The organism is Aeromonas oralensis, assembly GCF_049665575.1.
Classification (GTDB): domain Bacteria; phylum Pseudomonadota; class Gammaproteobacteria; order Enterobacterales; family Aeromonadaceae; genus Aeromonas; species Aeromonas hydrophila.
Genome location: NZ_CP187186.1, coordinates 3,021,347 through 3,039,472 on the forward strand (window position 1 = coordinate 3,021,347; position 18,126 = coordinate 3,039,472).

The 18,126-nt window shown below is 58.4% G+C and carries 18 protein-coding genes, 1 pseudogene and 1 riboswitch; of the genes and pseudogenes, 3 read left to right on the forward strand and 16 right to left on the reverse strand.

Annotation, left to right across the window (positions count from 1 at the left end; translation table 11 throughout):
- Positions 1-112: 112 nt before the first annotated feature.
- Positions 113-282: riboswitch (M-box (ykoK) riboswitch) on the reverse strand.
- A 213-nt stretch (positions 283-495) separates the two neighbouring features.
- From flgL to ACPDZI_RS14085, 14 genes and pseudogenes are all read right to left on the reverse strand, one after another.
- The gene (gene flgL / locus ACPDZI_RS14020) at positions 496-1,704 is read right to left on the reverse strand and encodes a flagellar hook-associated protein FlgL (RefSeq protein WP_438833330.1); all 1,209 of its coding nucleotides are present in this window, start codon (positions 1,702-1,704) and stop codon (positions 496-498) included.
- A gap of 4 nt (positions 1,705-1,708) precedes the next feature.
- Positions 1,709-3,711, reverse strand: a pseudogene (locus tag ACPDZI_RS14025) (FlgK family flagellar hook-associated protein).
- 3 nt (positions 3,712-3,714) lie between these two features.
- Positions 3,715-4,806, reverse strand: a complete 1,092-nt coding sequence (gene flgJ, locus ACPDZI_RS14030) for a flagellar assembly peptidoglycan hydrolase FlgJ (protein ID WP_438833331.1) — start codon at positions 4,804-4,806, stop codon at positions 3,715-3,717.
- 44 nt (positions 4,807-4,850) lie between these two features.
- Entirely contained in the window at positions 4,851-5,948 is a 1,098-nt protein-coding gene (locus tag ACPDZI_RS14035; protein ID WP_011706637.1) for a flagellar basal body P-ring protein FlgI, read from the reverse strand.
- A gap of 8 nt (positions 5,949-5,956) precedes the next feature.
- Positions 5,957-6,628, reverse strand: a complete 672-nt coding sequence (gene flgH, locus ACPDZI_RS14040) for a flagellar basal body L-ring protein FlgH (RefSeq protein ID WP_011706638.1) — start codon at positions 6,626-6,628, stop codon at positions 5,957-5,959.
- 14 nt (positions 6,629-6,642) lie between these two features.
- Entirely contained in the window at positions 6,643-7,431 is a 789-nt protein-coding gene (gene flgG, locus ACPDZI_RS14045; protein ID WP_011706639.1) for a flagellar basal-body rod protein FlgG, read from the reverse strand.
- Between the two features lie 14 nt (positions 7,432-7,445).
- Positions 7,446-8,192 (reverse strand): flagellar basal-body rod protein FlgF, encoded by a 747-nt coding sequence (gene flgF / locus ACPDZI_RS14050; RefSeq protein ID WP_011706640.1) that lies wholly within the window; start codon positions 8,190-8,192, stop codon positions 7,446-7,448.
- A gap of 102 nt (positions 8,193-8,294) precedes the next feature.
- The gene (locus ACPDZI_RS14055; RefSeq protein WP_438833332.1) at positions 8,295-9,257 is read right to left on the reverse strand and encodes an IS1595 family transposase; all 963 of its coding nucleotides are present in this window, start codon (positions 9,255-9,257) and stop codon (positions 8,295-8,297) included.
- 110 nt (positions 9,258-9,367) lie between these two features.
- Complete coding sequence (gene flgE / locus ACPDZI_RS14060; RefSeq protein ID WP_076361340.1) at positions 9,368-10,702, reverse strand: flagellar hook protein FlgE; 1,335 nt, start codon at positions 10,700-10,702, stop codon at positions 9,368-9,370.
- Between the two features lie 10 nt (positions 10,703-10,712).
- Complete coding sequence (locus ACPDZI_RS14065; protein ID WP_041217322.1) at positions 10,713-11,441, reverse strand: flagellar hook assembly protein FlgD; 729 nt, start codon at positions 11,439-11,441, stop codon at positions 10,713-10,715.
- Between the two features lie 15 nt (positions 11,442-11,456).
- Positions 11,457-11,876 (reverse strand): flagellar basal body rod protein FlgC, encoded by a 420-nt coding sequence (flgC, locus tag ACPDZI_RS14070; RefSeq protein ID WP_011706643.1) that lies wholly within the window; start codon positions 11,874-11,876, stop codon positions 11,457-11,459.
- Entirely contained in the window at positions 11,876-12,274 is a 399-nt protein-coding gene (gene flgB, locus ACPDZI_RS14075; RefSeq protein ID WP_011706644.1) for a flagellar basal body rod protein FlgB, read from the reverse strand. The genes flgC and flgB overlap by 1 nt, the downstream gene beginning before the upstream one ends.
- Before the next feature lie 63 nt (positions 12,275-12,337).
- Complete coding sequence (locus ACPDZI_RS14080; protein WP_011706645.1) at positions 12,338-13,162, reverse strand: CheR family methyltransferase; 825 nt, start codon at positions 13,160-13,162, stop codon at positions 12,338-12,340.
- Between the two features lie 18 nt (positions 13,163-13,180).
- Positions 13,181-14,092, reverse strand: a complete 912-nt coding sequence (locus ACPDZI_RS14085; RefSeq protein ID WP_011706646.1) for a chemotaxis protein CheV — start codon at positions 14,090-14,092, stop codon at positions 13,181-13,183.
- A 222-nt stretch (positions 14,093-14,314) separates the two neighbouring features.
- On the opposite strand from ACPDZI_RS14085, the gene flgA reads away from it, so the two are divergent.
- The 3 genes from flgA (at position 14,315) to ACPDZI_RS14100 (ending at position 15,743) form a co-directional block, all read left to right on the forward strand.
- Positions 14,315-14,920: a flagellar basal body P-ring formation chaperone FlgA gene (gene flgA, locus ACPDZI_RS14090; protein ID WP_438834579.1), complete on the forward strand. Its 606-nt coding sequence runs from the start codon at positions 14,315-14,317 to the stop codon at positions 14,918-14,920.
- 89 nt (positions 14,921-15,009) lie between these two features.
- Complete coding sequence (flgM, locus tag ACPDZI_RS14095; RefSeq protein WP_323932132.1) at positions 15,010-15,330, forward strand: flagellar biosynthesis anti-sigma factor FlgM; 321 nt, start codon at positions 15,010-15,012, stop codon at positions 15,328-15,330.
- Positions 15,330-15,743, forward strand: a complete 414-nt coding sequence (locus tag ACPDZI_RS14100) for a flagella synthesis protein FlgN (protein ID WP_438833333.1) — start codon at positions 15,330-15,332, stop codon at positions 15,741-15,743. The genes flgM and ACPDZI_RS14100 overlap by 1 nt, the downstream gene beginning before the upstream one ends.
- A 57-nt stretch (positions 15,744-15,800) precedes the next feature.
- On the opposite strand, the gene yfcE is transcribed toward ACPDZI_RS14100, so the two are convergent.
- Both yfcE and ACPDZI_RS14110 read right to left on the reverse strand, forming a co-directional pair.
- Positions 15,801-16,343: a phosphodiesterase gene (gene yfcE, locus ACPDZI_RS14105; protein ID WP_438833334.1), complete on the reverse strand. Its 543-nt coding sequence runs from the start codon at positions 16,341-16,343 to the stop codon at positions 15,801-15,803.
- A 10-nt stretch (positions 16,344-16,353) separates the two neighbouring features.
- Positions 16,354-17,991 (reverse strand): peptide ABC transporter substrate-binding protein, encoded by a 1,638-nt coding sequence (locus tag ACPDZI_RS14110; protein WP_438833335.1) that lies wholly within the window; start codon positions 17,989-17,991, stop codon positions 16,354-16,356.
- Positions 17,992-18,126: the final 135 nt, after the last annotated feature.

Here is an 18,126-nt window from a genome sequence, read left to right on the forward strand (position 1 = left end):
ACCTCATGTGATTTCAGGCAAGCCTGAGCGCGAACGGTGATCCGTCGCCGTCTGAAAGAAAACAGCAATTTGATTGACGAGTAATAGGCAGGAAATGACGCCGTTCGGCGTGTCATCATCCCCACGTACCAGCTTTAGCACTGCATAACGTATCCGGCATGCCGGAAGCCACTTGGGTTTACACCTTAATCCGATGAAAACTGTCCTGATCTTGGGCGTCTCTGGACGTCGTGAGATCAGTGGCCTGTGTTTATACAGGAGCCTCGCCTAACGAGATGCTGCAAATATGCGCACAACCCTCTGTTGTGCGGGCTGCATGATTATCGAATGCTCAATTGGAGTCAACCCGTCGCAATGCGCTAAATAGCCTGTGGCAACAGCTTGTTACAATTGGCCGGCATGGGGAGTTGAATGAGGATAAACGAGCGGAAAAACAGGCGCCAAGCGGGTAGCCATCGCTCGCAGTCATCAGGGCCGCGAGCGATGGGTGACCGGTCAGCGAATGTAGTCGAACAGGGTCAGCTTGCTGATCTTGCTGAAGGAGAGCTGAGTGGCGCTCAGTGCCGCATCCTCTTTTGACAGGGTGGCAATCACCTCATAGAGATCCGCTTCGGAGACCTTGGCCCTCGCTTGCTGGTTCAAGGTGCTCAACCCTTCGTTCGAGCCCATCACCTGCTCCAGCCCGTTCATTCTGCCGCCAATCTCCCCCAGCCCCTGATCCACGTTCAGCCGGGCATTCTTCATGTGGGCGGTAGCATCTGCCACCTTCAGCTGGAAGGTATCCGGCGTGATGTTGGGATCCCGCAGCGCCGTGATGAAGTCGGACATGCCATCGAGGATGTTGTTGTTCTGGGGCGGATCCAGCACGAAGTTTTGTGCCGATCCCCCCGCCGGCAGTGACAGGGTCAGCTCCAGCCCGTTGAAGGGGATCTTGTTGCCTGCCACATAGTCGCCACTTTGCAGCAAGGCACCGCCGCCATCCCTGATCTCGTAGGTATCCGGCGTGCCAGCGATGGTGTTCACCGTATACTGGTTGCTGGCGAGCGAAGGGTCGTAGTTGTTGCGGTAGAAGCTGTCAAAGTGGCCCTGATCGGCCACCCCGACCTGAATATTGGCGCTCCCCGCGCTGCTGGTTCTGCGGGTTGGCACTATCTCGAACAGGTTGAAGCCGGAATCGTTGGCGGCAATCTGCACCGTCGGCGACACCTGAATGTTGCGCTGGCCGGTATCCCCCTGAAAGACATAATTGCCGCTGGCATCCTGAGTGAAGGGCTGGGTCTTGCTCTGGTTGCCGCCGAAAATGTATTCGCCCTGGGAGTTCTTGCTGTTCATCAGGTCGAACATCTGCTTTTGCAGCCCCTCCAGCTCGCTGGCAATCGCCTGACGATCCTCGTACCCCACCGCCGAGTCGTTCGCCTTCTGGATCAGGGTCTGGGCACTGGTCATGGCGGTGTTGAGGGCGGTCAGCACCGTCTCCTCATGGCCCAGGCTGTTTTCCAGCAGGCTGCCGTTGACCCCGTACTGCTTGAAGAGATCGATCTCCTTGGTCAGCGCCAGCTTCTGGCTCATGCCGGAGGGATCTTCCCCCGCCGTCTTGAACTTGTTGCCGGTCATCAGCTGCTCATACGCCGTGCTCAGCCGCTCATTGGCGCCGTTCAGCGAGGAGATATTGCGGTCATAGACCATGTTGGTGGTAATACGCATCGATTTACCTCACTGATGACAACAGGGTATCGAAGATGGTCTTGGCGGTGCTGACGATCTGGGCGGAAGCGGCATAGGACTGCTGATAACGGATCAGGTTGGCCGCCTCTTCCTCCAGACTGACGCCGGAGACACTCTCGAAAATCCCCCTGCTCTGGGTCAATTTCGTTTCATCTGCCTTGAGCTGGCTCTTGGCCTGGCTGGCGGTGTTGCCCACCCCGGTCACCAGGCTGGAGTAAGCCTCGTTGAAGGTCATCTTGTCGTTGCTGGTGCCGGCGTTGCTGCTCTTGCGCACCAGATCCTTGTTCTGCAGATCCGCCAGAGCCAACCCGTTGGCGTTGTCGGCAAAGCCGTCGGTGTTGTAGCTGAGGGTAAAGCTGTCCTTGGCCTCCACCTTGCCGGTGATACTGAACTCGTAACCAGGCATCTGTTTAGGATCACTGTAAACAGGCGTACCCACCGGGAAGGGGTTGATAATAGAGCCCATCAGGTTCTGCCCCTTGCTGGAAGCAGGAGCCACCCCAATCAACGTGGTACCGTCCGCCGCATAGACCTGGTAGTTGCCGCTGCCGTCTATCTTCACCACCTGTGGTGAGGCCGGATTCAGGCTGTTGGTGCCAAAACCGGAGCCGGTACCGGTATTGGTGATGCCGTTGAGCTTGATCTCTCCCGAACCGAAGTTGTTCTTGCCTTTGTCGGCCTTGAGTGGCGATGCCAGCGCCAGATCTTCGGCCCGGGTTGCCAGCTGACCCAAGCCGGCTGCCGCCCGCTTGGTCGGTTGCAGCAGGATCTTATCCCCCGCCGCCGGGGTGCCGGAGAGATCGATCTGGATGCCGTGACCGGCCACCTGTACCGTGGCGGGCGGCGTGGTACCTGTGGTCAGCGAGGTGCGGTTGCCATCCTTGTCCACCGAGAACACCTCGTAACCGGTGGCGCTGCTGAACTGCACTTCGTAATCAAAGGTGGTCACTTCCGTGCCCTTGCCGGGCACGAAGCTCACCTTGGCGGCGCCACTGCCGGTGTTCTGGCTGTAGGCCAGACCATCGCTCGAGCCAAGAGAGAAGAGATCCCCCCCAGCTCGTTGTCCAGATCCATCCCCAGCCGGTTCTGCTGGTTCATGGCATCGGCCATGGCGGCGGCCAATTGACCCAGCTCGCGCTTGGACGGTTCCAGATCGTTGCGGGCGGAGAAGAGGCCGCCAATACCGCCACCAATATCCTTGTTGTTCAGGATGTTCTGGTTGGACCCCATATTCAGCTGCAACTCGGGCTCACGGGCATCGGGATTACCCGGCACCACGCTGAACTGGGCAACGCTGCCATTGAGCACCAGGGAGTGGCCGGTACTCATGTTGACCAGCATGCTGCCGTTGTCCTGCGGCACGGTGCGGATCTCCATCTTCTCGGAGAGCTGGCGAATGGCCTCATCGCGCTGGTCGAACAGCATCAGGTTCTCTTCCGGCGTGCCCTGGGTGCGAATGATGGCCTGATTCAGATCGTTGATGCTGTTGATCAGGCTGTTCACCCGCTTGGCCTCATCACCGATGGTGGTGTTGATGGTGTCGGTCTGCTTGTCCAGTTGCGCTGACAGGGTATGAAAGCGGTTTACCATGCCGCTGAGCTGGCTCAGGGTGGTCTTGCGGCCGGAGATATCGGCGGGGGCTTCGTTGGCGGTATGGAAGCCCTCGAAATAGGAGCTGATGGCGGCGCCGACGCTGTTGCTGGTGTCTCCCAGCAGGCTGTCGGTGTTGGCGAGCTGCTGATAACGGGTGGACGAGGCATAGAAGGCGGACGTGTCACGCCTGACCTCCCCCTGGGCATAGGCGTTGATGACCCGTTCGGTCAGCATGTCGCCGGTGCCGAGTCCGTTGGCATTGGTATAGATCAGGGTCCGTTCACGCACATAGCCCTGGCTATTGACGTTGACGATGTTGTTACTGGTGGTCTGCAGCAGTCGCTGCTGGGCCATCACACCCGAGGTACCAATTCCAAGCAGATCGCTTGCCATGACTTACAGCTCCATTTCTGTATTGTTGGTCGCGGAGTAGCCAGCAATGGCATCACTGCGCAATACCTGTTTCAGTTTCCTGGCGTAGTGCGGGTCGGTGGCATATCCAGCCTGTTGCAAGGCTTCGAAATAACGGTCCGGACTGTCCACCTTGGCCAGAGCCCCCTTGTAGCGGGAACCCGAAGTCAGGAAATCGACATAGTCGTTGAAGCTCTCCTCGAACGACTCGTAGGAGCGAAACGCCGCCTTCTGGCGCGATGCCACTCCTTTCTCATATTCCAGGGTGCTGACCACCGTCTTGGGTCCTTCCCAGCGCGGATCGGCCTTGATGCCAAACAGGTTGTGGGTCACCTGCCCCTCCCCGTTCTTGATCACCCGCTTGCCCCAGCCGCTTTCCAGCGCCGCCTGGGCCACCAGCACTGCCGGGCTCAATCCCAGCTTGTCGGCCGCCTTCTTGGCCAGCGGCATCAGCCGGTTGACAAACTCTTCAGGGGTGTCAAACACCTGTGTCGTTTCATCGAGCGCCTTGGTGCTGCGAATGCCATGCACCACTTGCGCAGGCCCCATCGGCGGTATGGTGCGGCGACTGCGGTGAGCCGTTGCCAAAGGCTGCACATCGCCACTCATCTCCTTGTCAGCAAAATCTTTGCCAACTTTTGAGGCTGAGATGAGATCGTTGGCGGCCGAGGTGGGGGGTTGATAGGGTTTATAGACCCGCTCCGTACGCTGCGGCATCTTGAGCACCCGCCCGTCGTGATGGGTAAAGGTCTCCGGCGAGAGCTGCTTGGCCACCATGGCAGCCAGGCCGATGCCACCCTTGCTCGACATGTCGGCGACCCGCTGTTCGTCCAGCATCCCCTCGTAGAACTGGGTGTAGCTGCTGTTGAAAGGGCTGTCCTGGGTCAATACCTGGTTGGCCTGGCGCATGCTTTGAAACAGGGTCTGGGTAAAAATGGACTCAAACTGGCGAGACGCCGCCATGAGCGCATCCGCCTTGCCCTCCTTGCTCTGACTCAGCTGGCGCAGGCGATCCAGGTTCTGGATATCCTGCACCATGCCCAGATTCACGCCGCTGTTGGTGTCTAACTCTGCCATTTTGCTTACCTCATTGCCGCCCGTGGCAACCCCTTGCCGCTTTATTACAGTATGACCAGCTGGCCTTCGATGGCGCCGGCTTGTTGCAGCGCCTCCAGGATCGCCATCAGATCGCCAGGGGCCACCCCGACCTGATTCACTGCCCGCACCAGATCATCCAGGGTAGCCCCGGTATCCAGCTTGAACATGCGTCCCTGCTCCTGCTGCACGTTGATGGTGGAGTTGTTGGTAACCGCCGTCTGCCCGCCGGAGAGCGGGTTGGGCTGGGACACCTGCTGATTTTCCGCGATGGTGACCGTCAAGCCGCCATGGCTGATGGCCGCCGGCTTGAGCCGCACCTGGCTGCCGATGACGATGGTGCCGGTACGGGAGTTGACGATAATCTTGGCTGCCTCGCTGGCCGGATCCACCTCCAGGTTCTCGATGGTGGCGAGGTAGGAGACCCGCTGACCCGGGTCCCGCGGTGCGTAGACCTTGACCGAGGTGGCATCGAGCGCCTGCGCCGTATTGGGGCCAACCAGGTCGTTGACCACGTCAGCCAGCCGGCGCGCCGTGGTGAAATCGGGGCGGTTAAGGTTGAAGGTGATGGTATCCCCCTGGCTGAAGGAGTTCGGGACTTCCCGCTCCACGGTGGCACCGTTGGCGATGCGGCCCACGGTCGGGGTATTGATCACCACCTTGGAGCCGTCAGCCCCCTCGGCACCCAGCCCGCCAACCACCAGGCTACCCTGCGCCACCGCATAGACCCGACCATCCAGCCCCTTGAGGAAGCTTTGCAGCAAAGTGCCGCCGCGCAGGCTCTTGGCCTCGCCGATGGCTGACACCGTCACGTCGATAGTCTGGCCCGGCTTGGCAAAGGGCGGCAGATCCGCATGAATAGCCACCGGCGCCACGTCCTTGATCTTCGGCTTGATGTTGTCCGGCACCTTGATGCCGAAATTGTTCAGCATGGTGCGAAAGGTCTGCTCGGTGAAGGCGTTGCTCTTCTCACCCGTGCCCGGCAGACCGACCACCAGACCGTAGCCGATCAGCTGGTTGCTACGTACCCCTTCCACCGAGCTGATGTCCTTGATCCGGGAGGCATGGGCCATCCCCAGGGGCAACAGGCAGCAAAACAGGGCAACAAGACGGAGCGACTTCATAACACCTCCTAGAGCGGCCACCAGGGGCCATTGAAAAAGCTGGTGAGCCACCCCTGTTCCTGGGTGTTGGCCAGATCGCCGGTGCCACCGTAATGGATGCGCGCATTGGCCACCTTCTGGGATGAAACGCTGTTGTCAGTGGTCACATCCTCGGGGCGGATCATGCCGGTGATCCGGATATATTCGTTGCCATTGTTGAGCATGATCCACTTCTCGCCGCGCACCAGCAGGTTGCCGTTGGGCAGGACCTTGGCCACGCTGACGGAGATGTTGCCCTGCAGGCTGTTGCTCTGATCCGCCTTGGCCTGCCCCTTGAAGGCACCGTTCTGGCTGAGGGAGGCCGACAGATCATAGGGGCCAGCCGTCACCGGTACACCGCCCAGCACAGCCGGATTCATGGTGAATTTATTATCCTTGCCGCTCTGGGTATTGGCCTTCTTGGAGGCGGAAGTGGACTCGGCCAGCTCGATGGTGATGATGTCGCCCACCTTGTGCGCCTTGATGTCCGAATAGATGCCGTTGACCTGATCGGGCTGGAAGATGGCACCGGTCGGCCTGACCGAGACCGGCTCCGACTCCCCGTAGACGGGGGCAAACTCGGGATCATCAGGCTTGGCGGTATTGGGCGTGCTGCTGCAGCCCCCCAACGCCAGCAGCCCCAGCATCCATATGGCTTTCATCATGCGCCTCCTACTTATGTGCGCTGGATCAGGAAGGACATCATGCCATCCACCGCCGAGAGAACCTTGGAGTTCATCTCGTACACCCGCTGGGCCTGGATCAGGTTCACCAGCTCTTCGGTCACGTTGACGTTGGAGGTCTCCAGCATGCCCTGCTTGATCACGCCCAGTCCGTCCGTCCCGGCGACACCCTGCACCGGCGCACCGCTGGACTGGGTCTCGACAAACATGTTCTCGCCCATGGGCTGCAGGCCCGAAGCGTTGACGAAGTCAGTGGTGTTGATCTGGCCCACCACCTGGGAGGCGCCATCCCCTTTGAGCTGTACCGACACCTGGCCATCCTCGCCAATCGTCACGCTCTGGGCGTTCTCCGGGATCTGGATCTCCGGCTGCAGCGGATAACCGTTGCCCGGTGTGACGATGGTCCCTTCGCTGTTGAGGGTGAACTGGCCGTTGCGGGTATAGGCCGCGCTGCCATCGGGCAGCTGGATCTCGAAGTAGCCGCGGCCGCTTATCATCAGATCCAGCGAGTTGTCCGTGGTTTGCACGTTGCCCTGGCTGTGGTTCTTCTGGGTGGCCACCACCTTGGCACCCGCCCCCAGCATCAGGCCGGAAGGGCGCTCGGTATCGGCCGATGAACGACCACCGGGCTGGTTGATGTTTTGATAGAGCAAGTCCTCGAAGATGGCCCGGGATTTTTTGTAACCCACGGTGCTGGCGTTCGCCAGGTTGTTCGAGGTAACCGAGATGTTGGTCTGCTGTGCATCCAAGCCGGTCTTGCTGATCCAGAGTGCAGGGTTCATGTAAAACTCCTTGGTTAGCTGATACGCAGCAGCTGGGTTTGAGCCTCGTCATTCTCTTCCGCGGTCTTCATTATTTTGACCTGGGTTTCAAACTGACGTTGCAACCGAATAAGGTTGGTCATTTCATCGACCACGTTGACGTTGCTCCCCTCGAGGGAGCCGGCAATCAGGCCGACAGTGGCCGATGCCGCTTCATTCTGGCCATCCTTGCGACGGAACAGGCCGTCCTGCCCCTTCTCCACCGCATCCACCGCCGGATTGACCAGCTTGATACGCTGGAAATTCTCCGGCAGGTTGGCGGCGGCCCCTTCCGGACGGCCACTGATGGTGCCGTCCCGGTTGATTTCAATTTTCTCCATCGGCAGCGGCAGCACGATGGGCTGACCGCCGTCGTCCACCACGTTCAACCCGGTGGAGGTTTGCAGGTTGCCGGTCGCGCTCAGCTGCAGATTGCCCATGCGGGTATAGGCTTCGCCGCCCTTGGGATCCTGCACCGCAATCCAGCCCTGGCCGTCGACGGCAACGTCAAGATCCCGACCCGTGGTCATCAGCATGCCATGCTGCAGGTTCTGGCCTGGCCGCTCCGCCATGGCGAACACCCGGGTGGGCAGCCCCTCGCCAAACGCCTGCATGCTGCGCGCCTGCTCGAAGTCGGACTTGAAGCCGGTGGTATTGGCGTTGGCCAGGTTGTTGCTTCGAACAGCCAGGCTGTTCATGCTCTCCTTGGCGCCCGACATGGCGATGTATAGCAGGTGATCCATGGGATCCTCCGTCAAACTGATGACTCTGACAGAGGAACTGCAATTTGAATGCCAATCCCCATTACCTCGGGTCGCCAAGGCGGCAAATACCCATGAAAAAGGCTATGTCCCAATTACGTGTTGCATGGGGCGCCCCAGCGCCTCATGCAAGCAACATGAGATATTCACTTCCCGCCCATAGCGCTCCAACATCCTTCGCCAACCCAGATAATTCCTCAGATAGTGGGTCGCGACCCCATGGAACCGTTCCATCCACTCCTTCAATCGCCTGTGGTACCCGTTCACATGTTGGATGTGATATGCACCTACCACTCGCTCTCCCGCACGGTTGTGCACCACTTGGTGGGTCATGCCCTGCGACTTGCTGAAACTGGCATACACCCCAGCGCCATCGCTGCACAGGACGGCATCCGGGGCGATAAGCGGCTCAAGCACCGCCTTAACTGCCCTGGCATTCAGCTGCTCCAACTGGAAGTCAGCCAGGTGACCTGCTCTGTCTTGCACCACCATCACCGGGATGTAATCCGGCCCTGTGCCTCGGGTACAGCCTTTGCCTCCACGATGGCGGGCCGGGCGGGGCAATCCGCGCTGTCCTTTGAACGACGCTAAGAAGAAGGTCTCATCGACCTCGACGATACCCTCTTCCCGTACTGCCTGGTGGCTAGCCATGGCCTTCAGGAAGCGGTGGCGCCATAAAAAGGCGGTGTTTTTACCGACCCCACAGCGGAGCGCCGCCTGCCGGACGGTCAGACCTTCGATGAGGGCCTGAGCATAGTCTTCCCAGCATTGTGGCTTGCGAAGTCGGGCGAGAGGCGTGTTGGTGAGAACGGAACTGGTGCGCAAACACTGCTTGCAGCGATAACGGCGCAGCCCGCGAGACCAGCCCCAGGGAGCCAACTGTGTGGCCTCGGCCTGACAGTGAGGGCAGCATTGGCGTGCGGGCAGTTGAGTGGCCAACGAGGTGATGGGGTGAGGGGTGGTGAGTTCATGTTGCGCGAGACGACGCTGACGCAAAGTGAGTAATGGGAAGAGGGACAGTAGGTGTTGAAAGGCTTGGGTATCCATGGTGGAGGCCCTCAAGGTGATGACCTACTTCAAGATTAGCCTTTCAACACATAACTGGGACAGAGCCATGAAAAAGGGCGCCGAAGCGCCCTTTGTTAACAAGATGGTGATTAGCGGATCTGCAGTATGGTCTGCTGCAGAGAGCTGTTCACTTCCAGCGAACGGGAGTTGGCCTGGAAGTTGCGCTGCGCGGTGATCAGGTTGACCAGCTGGGAGGTCAAATCCACGTTGGATTGCTCCAGCGCAGAGGACTTGATGCTGCCCAAGGTGCCCGAGTTGGGGGTGCCGGGCAACGCATCACCAGACAGCAGAGACTGGCGCCAGGAGGTATCACCGACCTGGGTCAATCCTTGCGAGTTGGCGAATTTGGCAAGTGCCACCATGGCAACCTTCAACGTCGTCGCATTGCTGTAGGTCGCAGACACAATGCCGTCCGGCGTAATCTCAACCTTGGTCAAATTACCAACGGTGGCACCATCCTGGGTCAGTTTGGTGACGTTGAAAGGTGAGCTGTATTGAGTCACATCACCGAGGCGGATCTCCAATGTCTGAGTAGGATCTGCACCGTTGTTGATGATCCCGGCCGCCGTGCCAAGGGCGACGGTTTTGATCGGGTCAACAGGAACCGTCAGCGTGGGATCCAATTTACCGCCGGAGGTAAACGTCATCTTCACGCCAGTGGGGATACCTGCGGCTGGGCTGGGTGAACCACCAGCGATATCAATGGGCTTGTTCCCTTCATACATGTACATGCTCCAGGTACCCGGTGTCAGCGGTGTGCCCGGGGCAGCCGGATCCTCATGGCGGACAAAATATTTGGTGATCACATGGGGGGCACCAAGCGAATCATAAATCGTCACCGAGGTTGAATGGGCAAAGGTGGCCGAGTTGGTGGGGTCAAACGCAGCCGGTGACGTTGGTTTGGTTTTCGACTCGATACTCAGGTTGAAGCTGGCTTCCACCAGCTCGGTCATTTTTGGCTCACCCGCCCGATCCGGTATTTGAATCGGTTTGGTGGCGTTGATGCTGACCGCCTTGGGCGTCCCATCCGTGTTGATTTCATAGCCTTGCAGATAGTTGCCCTGATTGTTGACCATATAGCTGTTTTCATTCAGCTTGAAGGCACCGGCTCGGGTAAAGGTACGATCCAGGTTGGTCAGACCGTCAGACGTCACGAAGAAGCCGTTGCCCTGAATGGACAAATCAAGGGCGTTGTTGGTGAACTGCAGCGCCCCCTGGTGAAATTGCTGTGCCACCGCCCCCGTTGCCACACCATTGCCGACCTGGGTCTTGGCATTGACGAAGATGGAGTTGGCGTATACGTCCGCAAACTCGGCACGAGACTCTTTAAAGCCCGTGGTATTGACGTTGGCAATGTTGTTGGCGGTAACGTTCAGATCTTTTTGTGCCGCGTTGACACCGCTCAAGGCATTGTTAAATGACATATCCAGCTCCTTAGATCGATGCTGTTGGCGTGGGGGTTGATGGTGTTTTCACCGTACCTGCAATCTGCAAGATACTGTTCAGACTTGTTGTACCGAGGCCTTTCAAATTGAGCTGAGTCGGGCTGCTTGCCGTACCCAGGATCACGCTGTCGACCTTGCCATAGGCAAAGATCGAGACACTTTCCGACTTTCCGTCCACGGTACCGTTTGCCTTGAGGGTGTATTTGCCCTCTTTGGCCGGGTTTCCGTCCTTGTCCTTGCCATCCCATACGATCTCGACGTTGCCCTTCTGGTCACCTTCCAGGGGGAGCTCCTTGATGACCTGCCCGCTCTCGTCTTCGATGGTGATCTTGACGTTCGAATACTTGTTTTCTGTACCCACGGCGACCACGCCTTGCAAAGAGCCGTCTTTTTCCAGGTAACCGACATTGCTCTGCAGCAAGACGTTTTGTCCCACCAGCGCCGAGGCTTGCAGCGCCTGGCTGGAGGTCATCAGGTTATTGAGGCTGCCAATCTGGTTGGAGAGGCTGCTGATCCCCTGTGACGTCGACATGGAGGTCATCTGGGAAAGCATCTGGGCGTTGTCCACCGGCTTGAACGGATCCTGATAGGAGAGCTGCATGGTCAGCAGCTTCAGGAACGACTCCTGATCCAGCTCCTTCTTGGGCGTAGACGTCGTGCCCGTGGTCTGGGTGGTCGTGCGGCCGATGCCGTTCACGCCACTGGTTGTATCTGCCATCTATGCGTCCCCCTGTCAGGACTTGCCGAGGTTGAGCGTCTGCTGCAGCATCTTTTTGGCAGAGTCTGCAACCTGCACATTGGTTTGATAGCTGCGCGAGGCGTTGATCATGTCCGCCATCTCTTCCACCATGTTGACGTTGGGTTTGAAGATGAAGCCGTCTTTATCCGCCATGGGATGATTGGGGTTGTACTCCTTGAGCAAGGGAGCCTCGCTCTCGACAATCCCCTTTACTTCAACCCCGGCCGACGCCTGTTTGTCCGACATGGCCTGATCCAGCTGGGCGGCAAAAATTGGCCGCCTGGCATGGTAAGTTTTTTCCACGCTGGAGCTGACGCTGTCGGCGTTGGCCATGTTGCTGGCTACCGTGTTGAGGCGAACAGACTGTGCACTCATGGCCGAGCCTGCAATGTCAAAGACCTTGAACAAACTCATCACTGTTCTCCTTTCAAGGCCTTCAGCAGGCCGCTGATCTTGCTGTTCATAAATTCAAGGGAGGTCTGGTATTCAAGGCTGTTGCGCAAAAACTCGCTGCGCTCCTGTTGCACGTCGACCGTGTTGCCATCACCGGTATCGGGCTGCAGAGGATTGCGATATTGCGTAACGCCTGGCGCATCCATCTGCAGGGCGAAATGCTTCTCACTGGTCGTGGCAAGGCCAAAGCCCTGTTGTTGCTGGGCTTCTTCCAATGCTTGCGAGAAGTTGATATCCCGAGCCTTGAAGCCCGGCGTGTCCGCGTTGGCAATGTTGCTGGACAACACCTCTGCACGCTTGGAGCGAACGCTCAGCGTGTATTGATGAATACCAAATGCCTTGTCGAATGAAATTGCCATAGCACACCTCCTGCTTAAGAAATTATTAGCAAGAGGTGTGCCAAAGAGGGATTTAAGCGGAGATCATTTAACCTTGTAGACGATGCCGGGGTTGCACCGGATCATCTCGAACCTGTCGGTCAACCCGGCCAGCGACTCGGAAGCCCCCAGCATCAGATAGCCGCCGGGATTGAGGCTGGCAGCAAACTGGTTGAGGATCTTCGACTTCACTTCCGGTGCAAAATAGATGAGCACGTTGCGACAGAAGATGATGTCGAACTTGCCAAGCAGGCTGTAGCTTTCCAGCAGGTTCAATGGCCGGAAGGTGGTCAATTTTCTGACACGCTCCACCACCCGCATCTTGTTGTCACCGTAAGGTTCGAAGAACAGCTTCTTGCGCTCGGGCGACAGACCGCGAGCCAGCGCCAGACTATCGTACACCCCTTCCTTGCACTGATTGAGCATGGTGCTGGAAATATCCGTCCCGACGATCTGTACCCCACCTGGCAAGGTGCCCGGTTTCTTGACCTGCTGTTCCAGTGCCGTCATGGCAATGGAGTACGGCTCCTGCCCAGAAGAGGAGGCCGCGGACCAGATCTTGATCGGTCTGCCACTCTTGCCGAGCTCGGGGAATATCTTGTCCGTCAGCAGCTGGAAGGGGTAGGTATCGCGAAACCACAGGGTTTCGTTGGTAGTCATGGCATCAACCACTGCCATTTTCAGGTCACGCTCACGCACACTCATCGCTCGAGTAACCAGATCAGACAGACTCTCAATACCAAACTGAGTCATCAAGGGTGAAAGCCGACTCTTGACCAGATACTGTTTGTTGTCACCCAGCACGATTCCGCTCTGTACCGCCAGAAAGTTGCTGAATTGTTTGTATAAGTCGTCCGAAAGTGTCTTCATGCAGTTTGTTCTTCTTGATTAGAGTGCGCCTTGTACGGCCTTGGCCAATTCATCCGGCTGGAATTTGGCAATGAAATTGTTCGCACCAACTTTCTGCACCATGGCCTGATTGAACACCCCACTGAGGGATGTGTGCAGAATAACATGTAAGTCCTTGAGGTTGGGATTGTTGCGGATCTCGGCGGTAAAAGTATAACCATCCATTTCCGGCATCTCGATGTCCGAAATCACCAAGGCGATCTGATCCTTGATAGGACCGTTTTTGGACATCTCCAGCAACATGTTGAGCGCTTCACGCCCATCCTTGGCCAGTACGCACTGCACGCCGATAGCTTCGAGCGCACGCTGTACCTGCTTACGAGCCACGGAAGAGTCATCAGCCACCAGCACCGGACGTCCCAGAGTCGGATGTTCCACGCTGGCTTCCACCAGCTCTTTGCTGACTTCGGTCGATACAGGCGAGATTTCGTTGAGAATGCGTTCCACGTCCAGGATCTCGACCAACTCACCGTCGACCTCGGTTACTGCCGTCATGTAGTTGATGCGCCCGGCCCCTTTCGGCGGCGGCAGGATGGATTCCCAGTTCATGTTGATGATGCGCTCGACCGAGTGCACCAGAAAGCCCTGAATGGAGCGGTTGTATTCGGAAATGATGATGAAGCACTTGGTCAGATCTTCGATCGGACGCTTGCCCATCGCCATGCTGAGGTCGATAACCGAGATGGTCTGACCGCGAATATGGGCTACCCCGCGAATGCAGGAGTTCAGCTTGGGCATGACAGTCAAGGGAGGACACTGCAACACTTCACGTACCTTGAATACGTTGATGCCAAATCTTTGACGTCCGTTGAGACGAAACAACAATAACTCCAGCCGGTTTTGCCCAACTAGCTGGGTACGTTGGTTGACCGAGTCCAGGATACTGGCCATAAACACTCCCTAAAAACGCTTGGCATTAATCATGCATGCGTGTTGGCTTGCGTCAGACTATCGATGTCACTGCGAACGAATTCTGAAGCAAGCATAGTTAAATATGGTGATATACGTGAACAACTTATCGGCCAGCGAGCGAAAATGATTAGTAGACTTTTCCTCACCTTACTGCTGTTTTGCGGCATTTCTCACGCCAAGGCATCCGAGGTGACCAGTTACTTGCAAGAAAAGGCGCAGGATTTTGTGCTCGGCCAGCTCGATGTCCCTCTCGATGCCCAGGTACAGGTGCAGGCAGCTTCCATCGATGAGCGCCTGCCTTTGAGCCGCTGTGACGAACATCTTGCCATCACGCTGCCCGCCAAGATGGAGATCCGCCGCAATACCACCGTCTATCTCAAATGCGAGGAAGAGAAGCCCTGGGATCTCTACCTGCCGGTACGAGTCAGCATACAGAAGCCTTATGTAACCGTCTCCACCCCGGTGGCCAAGGGCGATATTCTGAGTGAAAGCGTGCTGACACAGGCCTATCAGGATCAGACCCTGATCCGCGGCGACTATCTCGGCGATACCACGGCGCTCATTGGCGTACGCAGCAAGCGCGAACTCAAGCCAGGCCAGCCTATCAGACTCAGTCAGGTTTGCGTGGTCTGCAAGGGCGATCAGGTGACCCTCAGCGCAGAAAATAGCAGCATGCAAATCAAAACCATGGCCCGAGCCTTGCAAGATGGCAGCTTCGGAGACATGATCAGGCTCGTCAATATCCGCTCAGGCAAAACGGTGCAGGGTAAAGTCAACGCTGTTGGCTCCGTGGTGGTCACCTTCTGAGTGTTTTTCAGATCACTTTTTTCTAAAGTTATGGCGATGACCACCGATAAACAGGTAAGCGAACAGTAAAGCAGACGAAGGTAAACACTATGGCTATTAACAATATCAACAACTTGGCGAACAACCGGTTGCAAAATACCGGGAGCAGCCAGGGTGCCAATACCAAACCAGCGACCTCGTCCTCCGATAACCGTGCGGCGACCGTCAAGACCGACTCCGTCTCCTTGACCAGCGAGGCGCAGCAATTGCAACAGATGCAGAAGAACCTCAACTCAGCTTCCACCGGCAATGAAAGCCGGGTCGAGAGCCTGAAGAAAGCCGTGGCCAATGGTGAATATCAGGTCAACAGCGAAGCTGTGGCCAAGAAGATGTTCAGCTTCGAATCCAACCTCGACAAGTTGCTGGGATAATGGATTTACCTTCGCTGCTGCACACTCAAGATAACTACCTCTCCCAGATGCAAGGCTTGCTGGAGGAGGAGTTCAACCTGCTCAAGCAGCACCAGGCGCTGGCGCTGCCCGAGCTGGCAGAGCGCAAGCAGAAGCTGCTTGCCGATATTGAAGAGCTGGACAAGGCCATGGCGCTGCTGCCAGACCTGAAACAGCAACTGAACGCCTACCCCGAGCAGATGCACACCCTGCGTGAGAAACTCGATGCCTGCCAGGAACAGAACGATCTGAACGGGCGCCTGCTCGAGCTCAGCATCGTCTCCAACCGCCGGCTGGCAAGCTACCTGAGCAAGCTGCGGGATCGCAACTCCCTGACCTATGACGCCAAGGGCAATACCCGCTCCGGTACCCGCTCCATCGGCATCAAGGCCTGATCCCCCCGTTATGACGACTGGCTGCTCCGCAGCACGTTTCTCTCAACCCCCTCTCTTTTACAGTTCCAGCCGCATCAGCACTTCGCTGTCCGCACAGGCGTGGATCCCGAGTACCCCATCCTCGTAGCGGCCATAACTTGCCGCCAGATTGCCGCGTGGAAAACAGATGGATCCCGGGTTCATCAGCACCAGCTCCCCTTCGCGCTGCAACACGGGCAAATGGGAGTGACCGCTGATGAACAGGCTGCCGACAGGTAGCGGTACCTCTGCTGGCCGATAGAGATGGCCGTGGCTGACAAACCAGCGCCGACCATCCACCAGCATCTGGTTGTAAGGGGCCGTGATGGGGAAATCCAGCAGCATCTGATCAACTTCCGAATCACAGTTGCCCCGTACCGCCATGATGCGGGAAGCCAGCGTATTGAGTCGCTCGGCCACGGCCGCAGGGGCATAGCCCGGTGGCACCGGGTTGCGCGGGCCGTGGTTGAGCAGATCGCCGAGCAGCAGGTAGTGATCTGGCTGCCAGGGGGCAAGCTGGTCCAGCACCCGCTCCAGCGCACTCAGGCTGCCGTGCAGGTCGGAAAGAATGGCAATTTTCATGGCAAGCTCCTTACTGCTGGCTGAAGTAGAGATCCTTGGTGGCGATCGCTCCCTTGAGGTTCTGCACCGGCAGGCCGCGCAGGGTGGGATCCACCAGCCGCATCTGGTTGTAGTGATAGACGGGAATGGCCGGCATCTCGTCCATCAGCAGCTGCTCGGCCTGGTGGTAGAGCCCGGTCCGGGCATTGCCATCCAGGGTATCAGCCGCCTGCTGCAGCAAGCCGTCGAAGGTCGGGTTGCAGTAACCGCTCTCGTTCTGGGGATCCTGGCAGCGGAAACTGTTGAGCATGGCGGAGGGCTCCACGTAATCCCCGAACAGGAAGGATCTGGCCAGCATAAAATCGCCGCTGTCTTTGGCCACCTGATAGGCATTCCACTCCATGTTGTTGAGCGTCACTTCAACTCCCAGCGGCTTCCACATGGACGCGACGGCCAGCGCCAGCTTCTTGTGATTCTCCGAGGTGTTGTAGGTGAGCGTCAGCTTGAGAGGATGCTGACTGTCATAGCCCGCCTGGGCCAGCAGCGCCGCCGCCTTGGCCAACCGGGTCGGCTGATCCTGCAGGGCCAAGGGGGAGCTCAGCGCCTCGTAGCCCGGCATGCCGGGCAGCAGCGACCAGGCGGCCTGCTCTCCCTGCCCGCTGACCTTCTCGGTCAACAGGTGCCGATCGATGGTCATGGCCAGCGCCTGGCGCACCCGTACATCCTGCAGCTCGGGGCGGCGCAGGTTGAAGGTGTAAAGGTAGGTGCCCAATAGCGGCAATCCCCAGATCCGCTCGGGGGTCGCCGCCTTGGTCTTCTGGTAATACTCCAGCGCCACCTTGTTGGTGAGCTGGATCTCCCCCGCCTCGTAGCGCAGCCGTTCGGCATGCTGGGAGGCGAGCGGCAGGTAGGTCACCCGCTGGATCCGGGTGTGGGCATCATCCCAGTACTGGACGTTGCGCTCGGCCTCGATGCGCTCATTGGGCACCCAGTTCACCAGCTTGTAGGCGCCATTGCTGACCAGCTTGCCAGGCTGGGTCCACTGCTTGCCGAACTGGCTGACCGCTTTCTGGTTGACCGGCACGAAGGGGCGCTGGCTTATCAGCTGCAGGAAGTAGGGCACCGGCCGCTCCAGCGTCACTTTGAGGATCTGCTCGCTTTCCGCCTCCACCCCCAGGGTGTTGAGATCGAGCGCGCCGGCGTAGATGGACTGGGCATTGTTGATGCCGGTCGCCAGCAGCAGGCCGGCTGAGGGCGAGGCCTGGGCCGGATCCAGCAGACGGCGCCAGGCATAGACGAAATCAGTGGCGGTGAGCGCGTCACCATTGGACCACTTGAGCTGGGGGCGCAGGAAGAAACGCCAGACCAGCCCGTCCTCGCTGGTCTCCCAGCGCTGGGCCTGGGCCGGCACGATCCGCCCCTGCCCATCTTCGCTCACCAGCCCCTCGAACAGATCCACCAACACCACTTCACCGGGAAAACCGGAGCGGATCTGGGCCGGGTCGAGGGACTCGGGTTCGGCGCCATTGCCCTTGACCAGGGTCTGGCGATCAGACAGCGCAGGCTCCTGGGATACCGTGGTCGCCGGCAGCGGCGGCGCCAGCAGCAGACCCAGCAGCAAGGGAGAGAGCCAGCGACGGGCTGGCCGGGAAGCGGGGCACAAAACCATGACATAAACCTCGTTCAAAACACTTATTTCAAGAAGGGGGAAGGCCGGCGGCGCGCCTGAATACGAATGCATGATGCCGCGCTTGTTATCCCCGAAGACGCCCCGTATTGTATCGGGCTTGCCCAAGAGATGGAG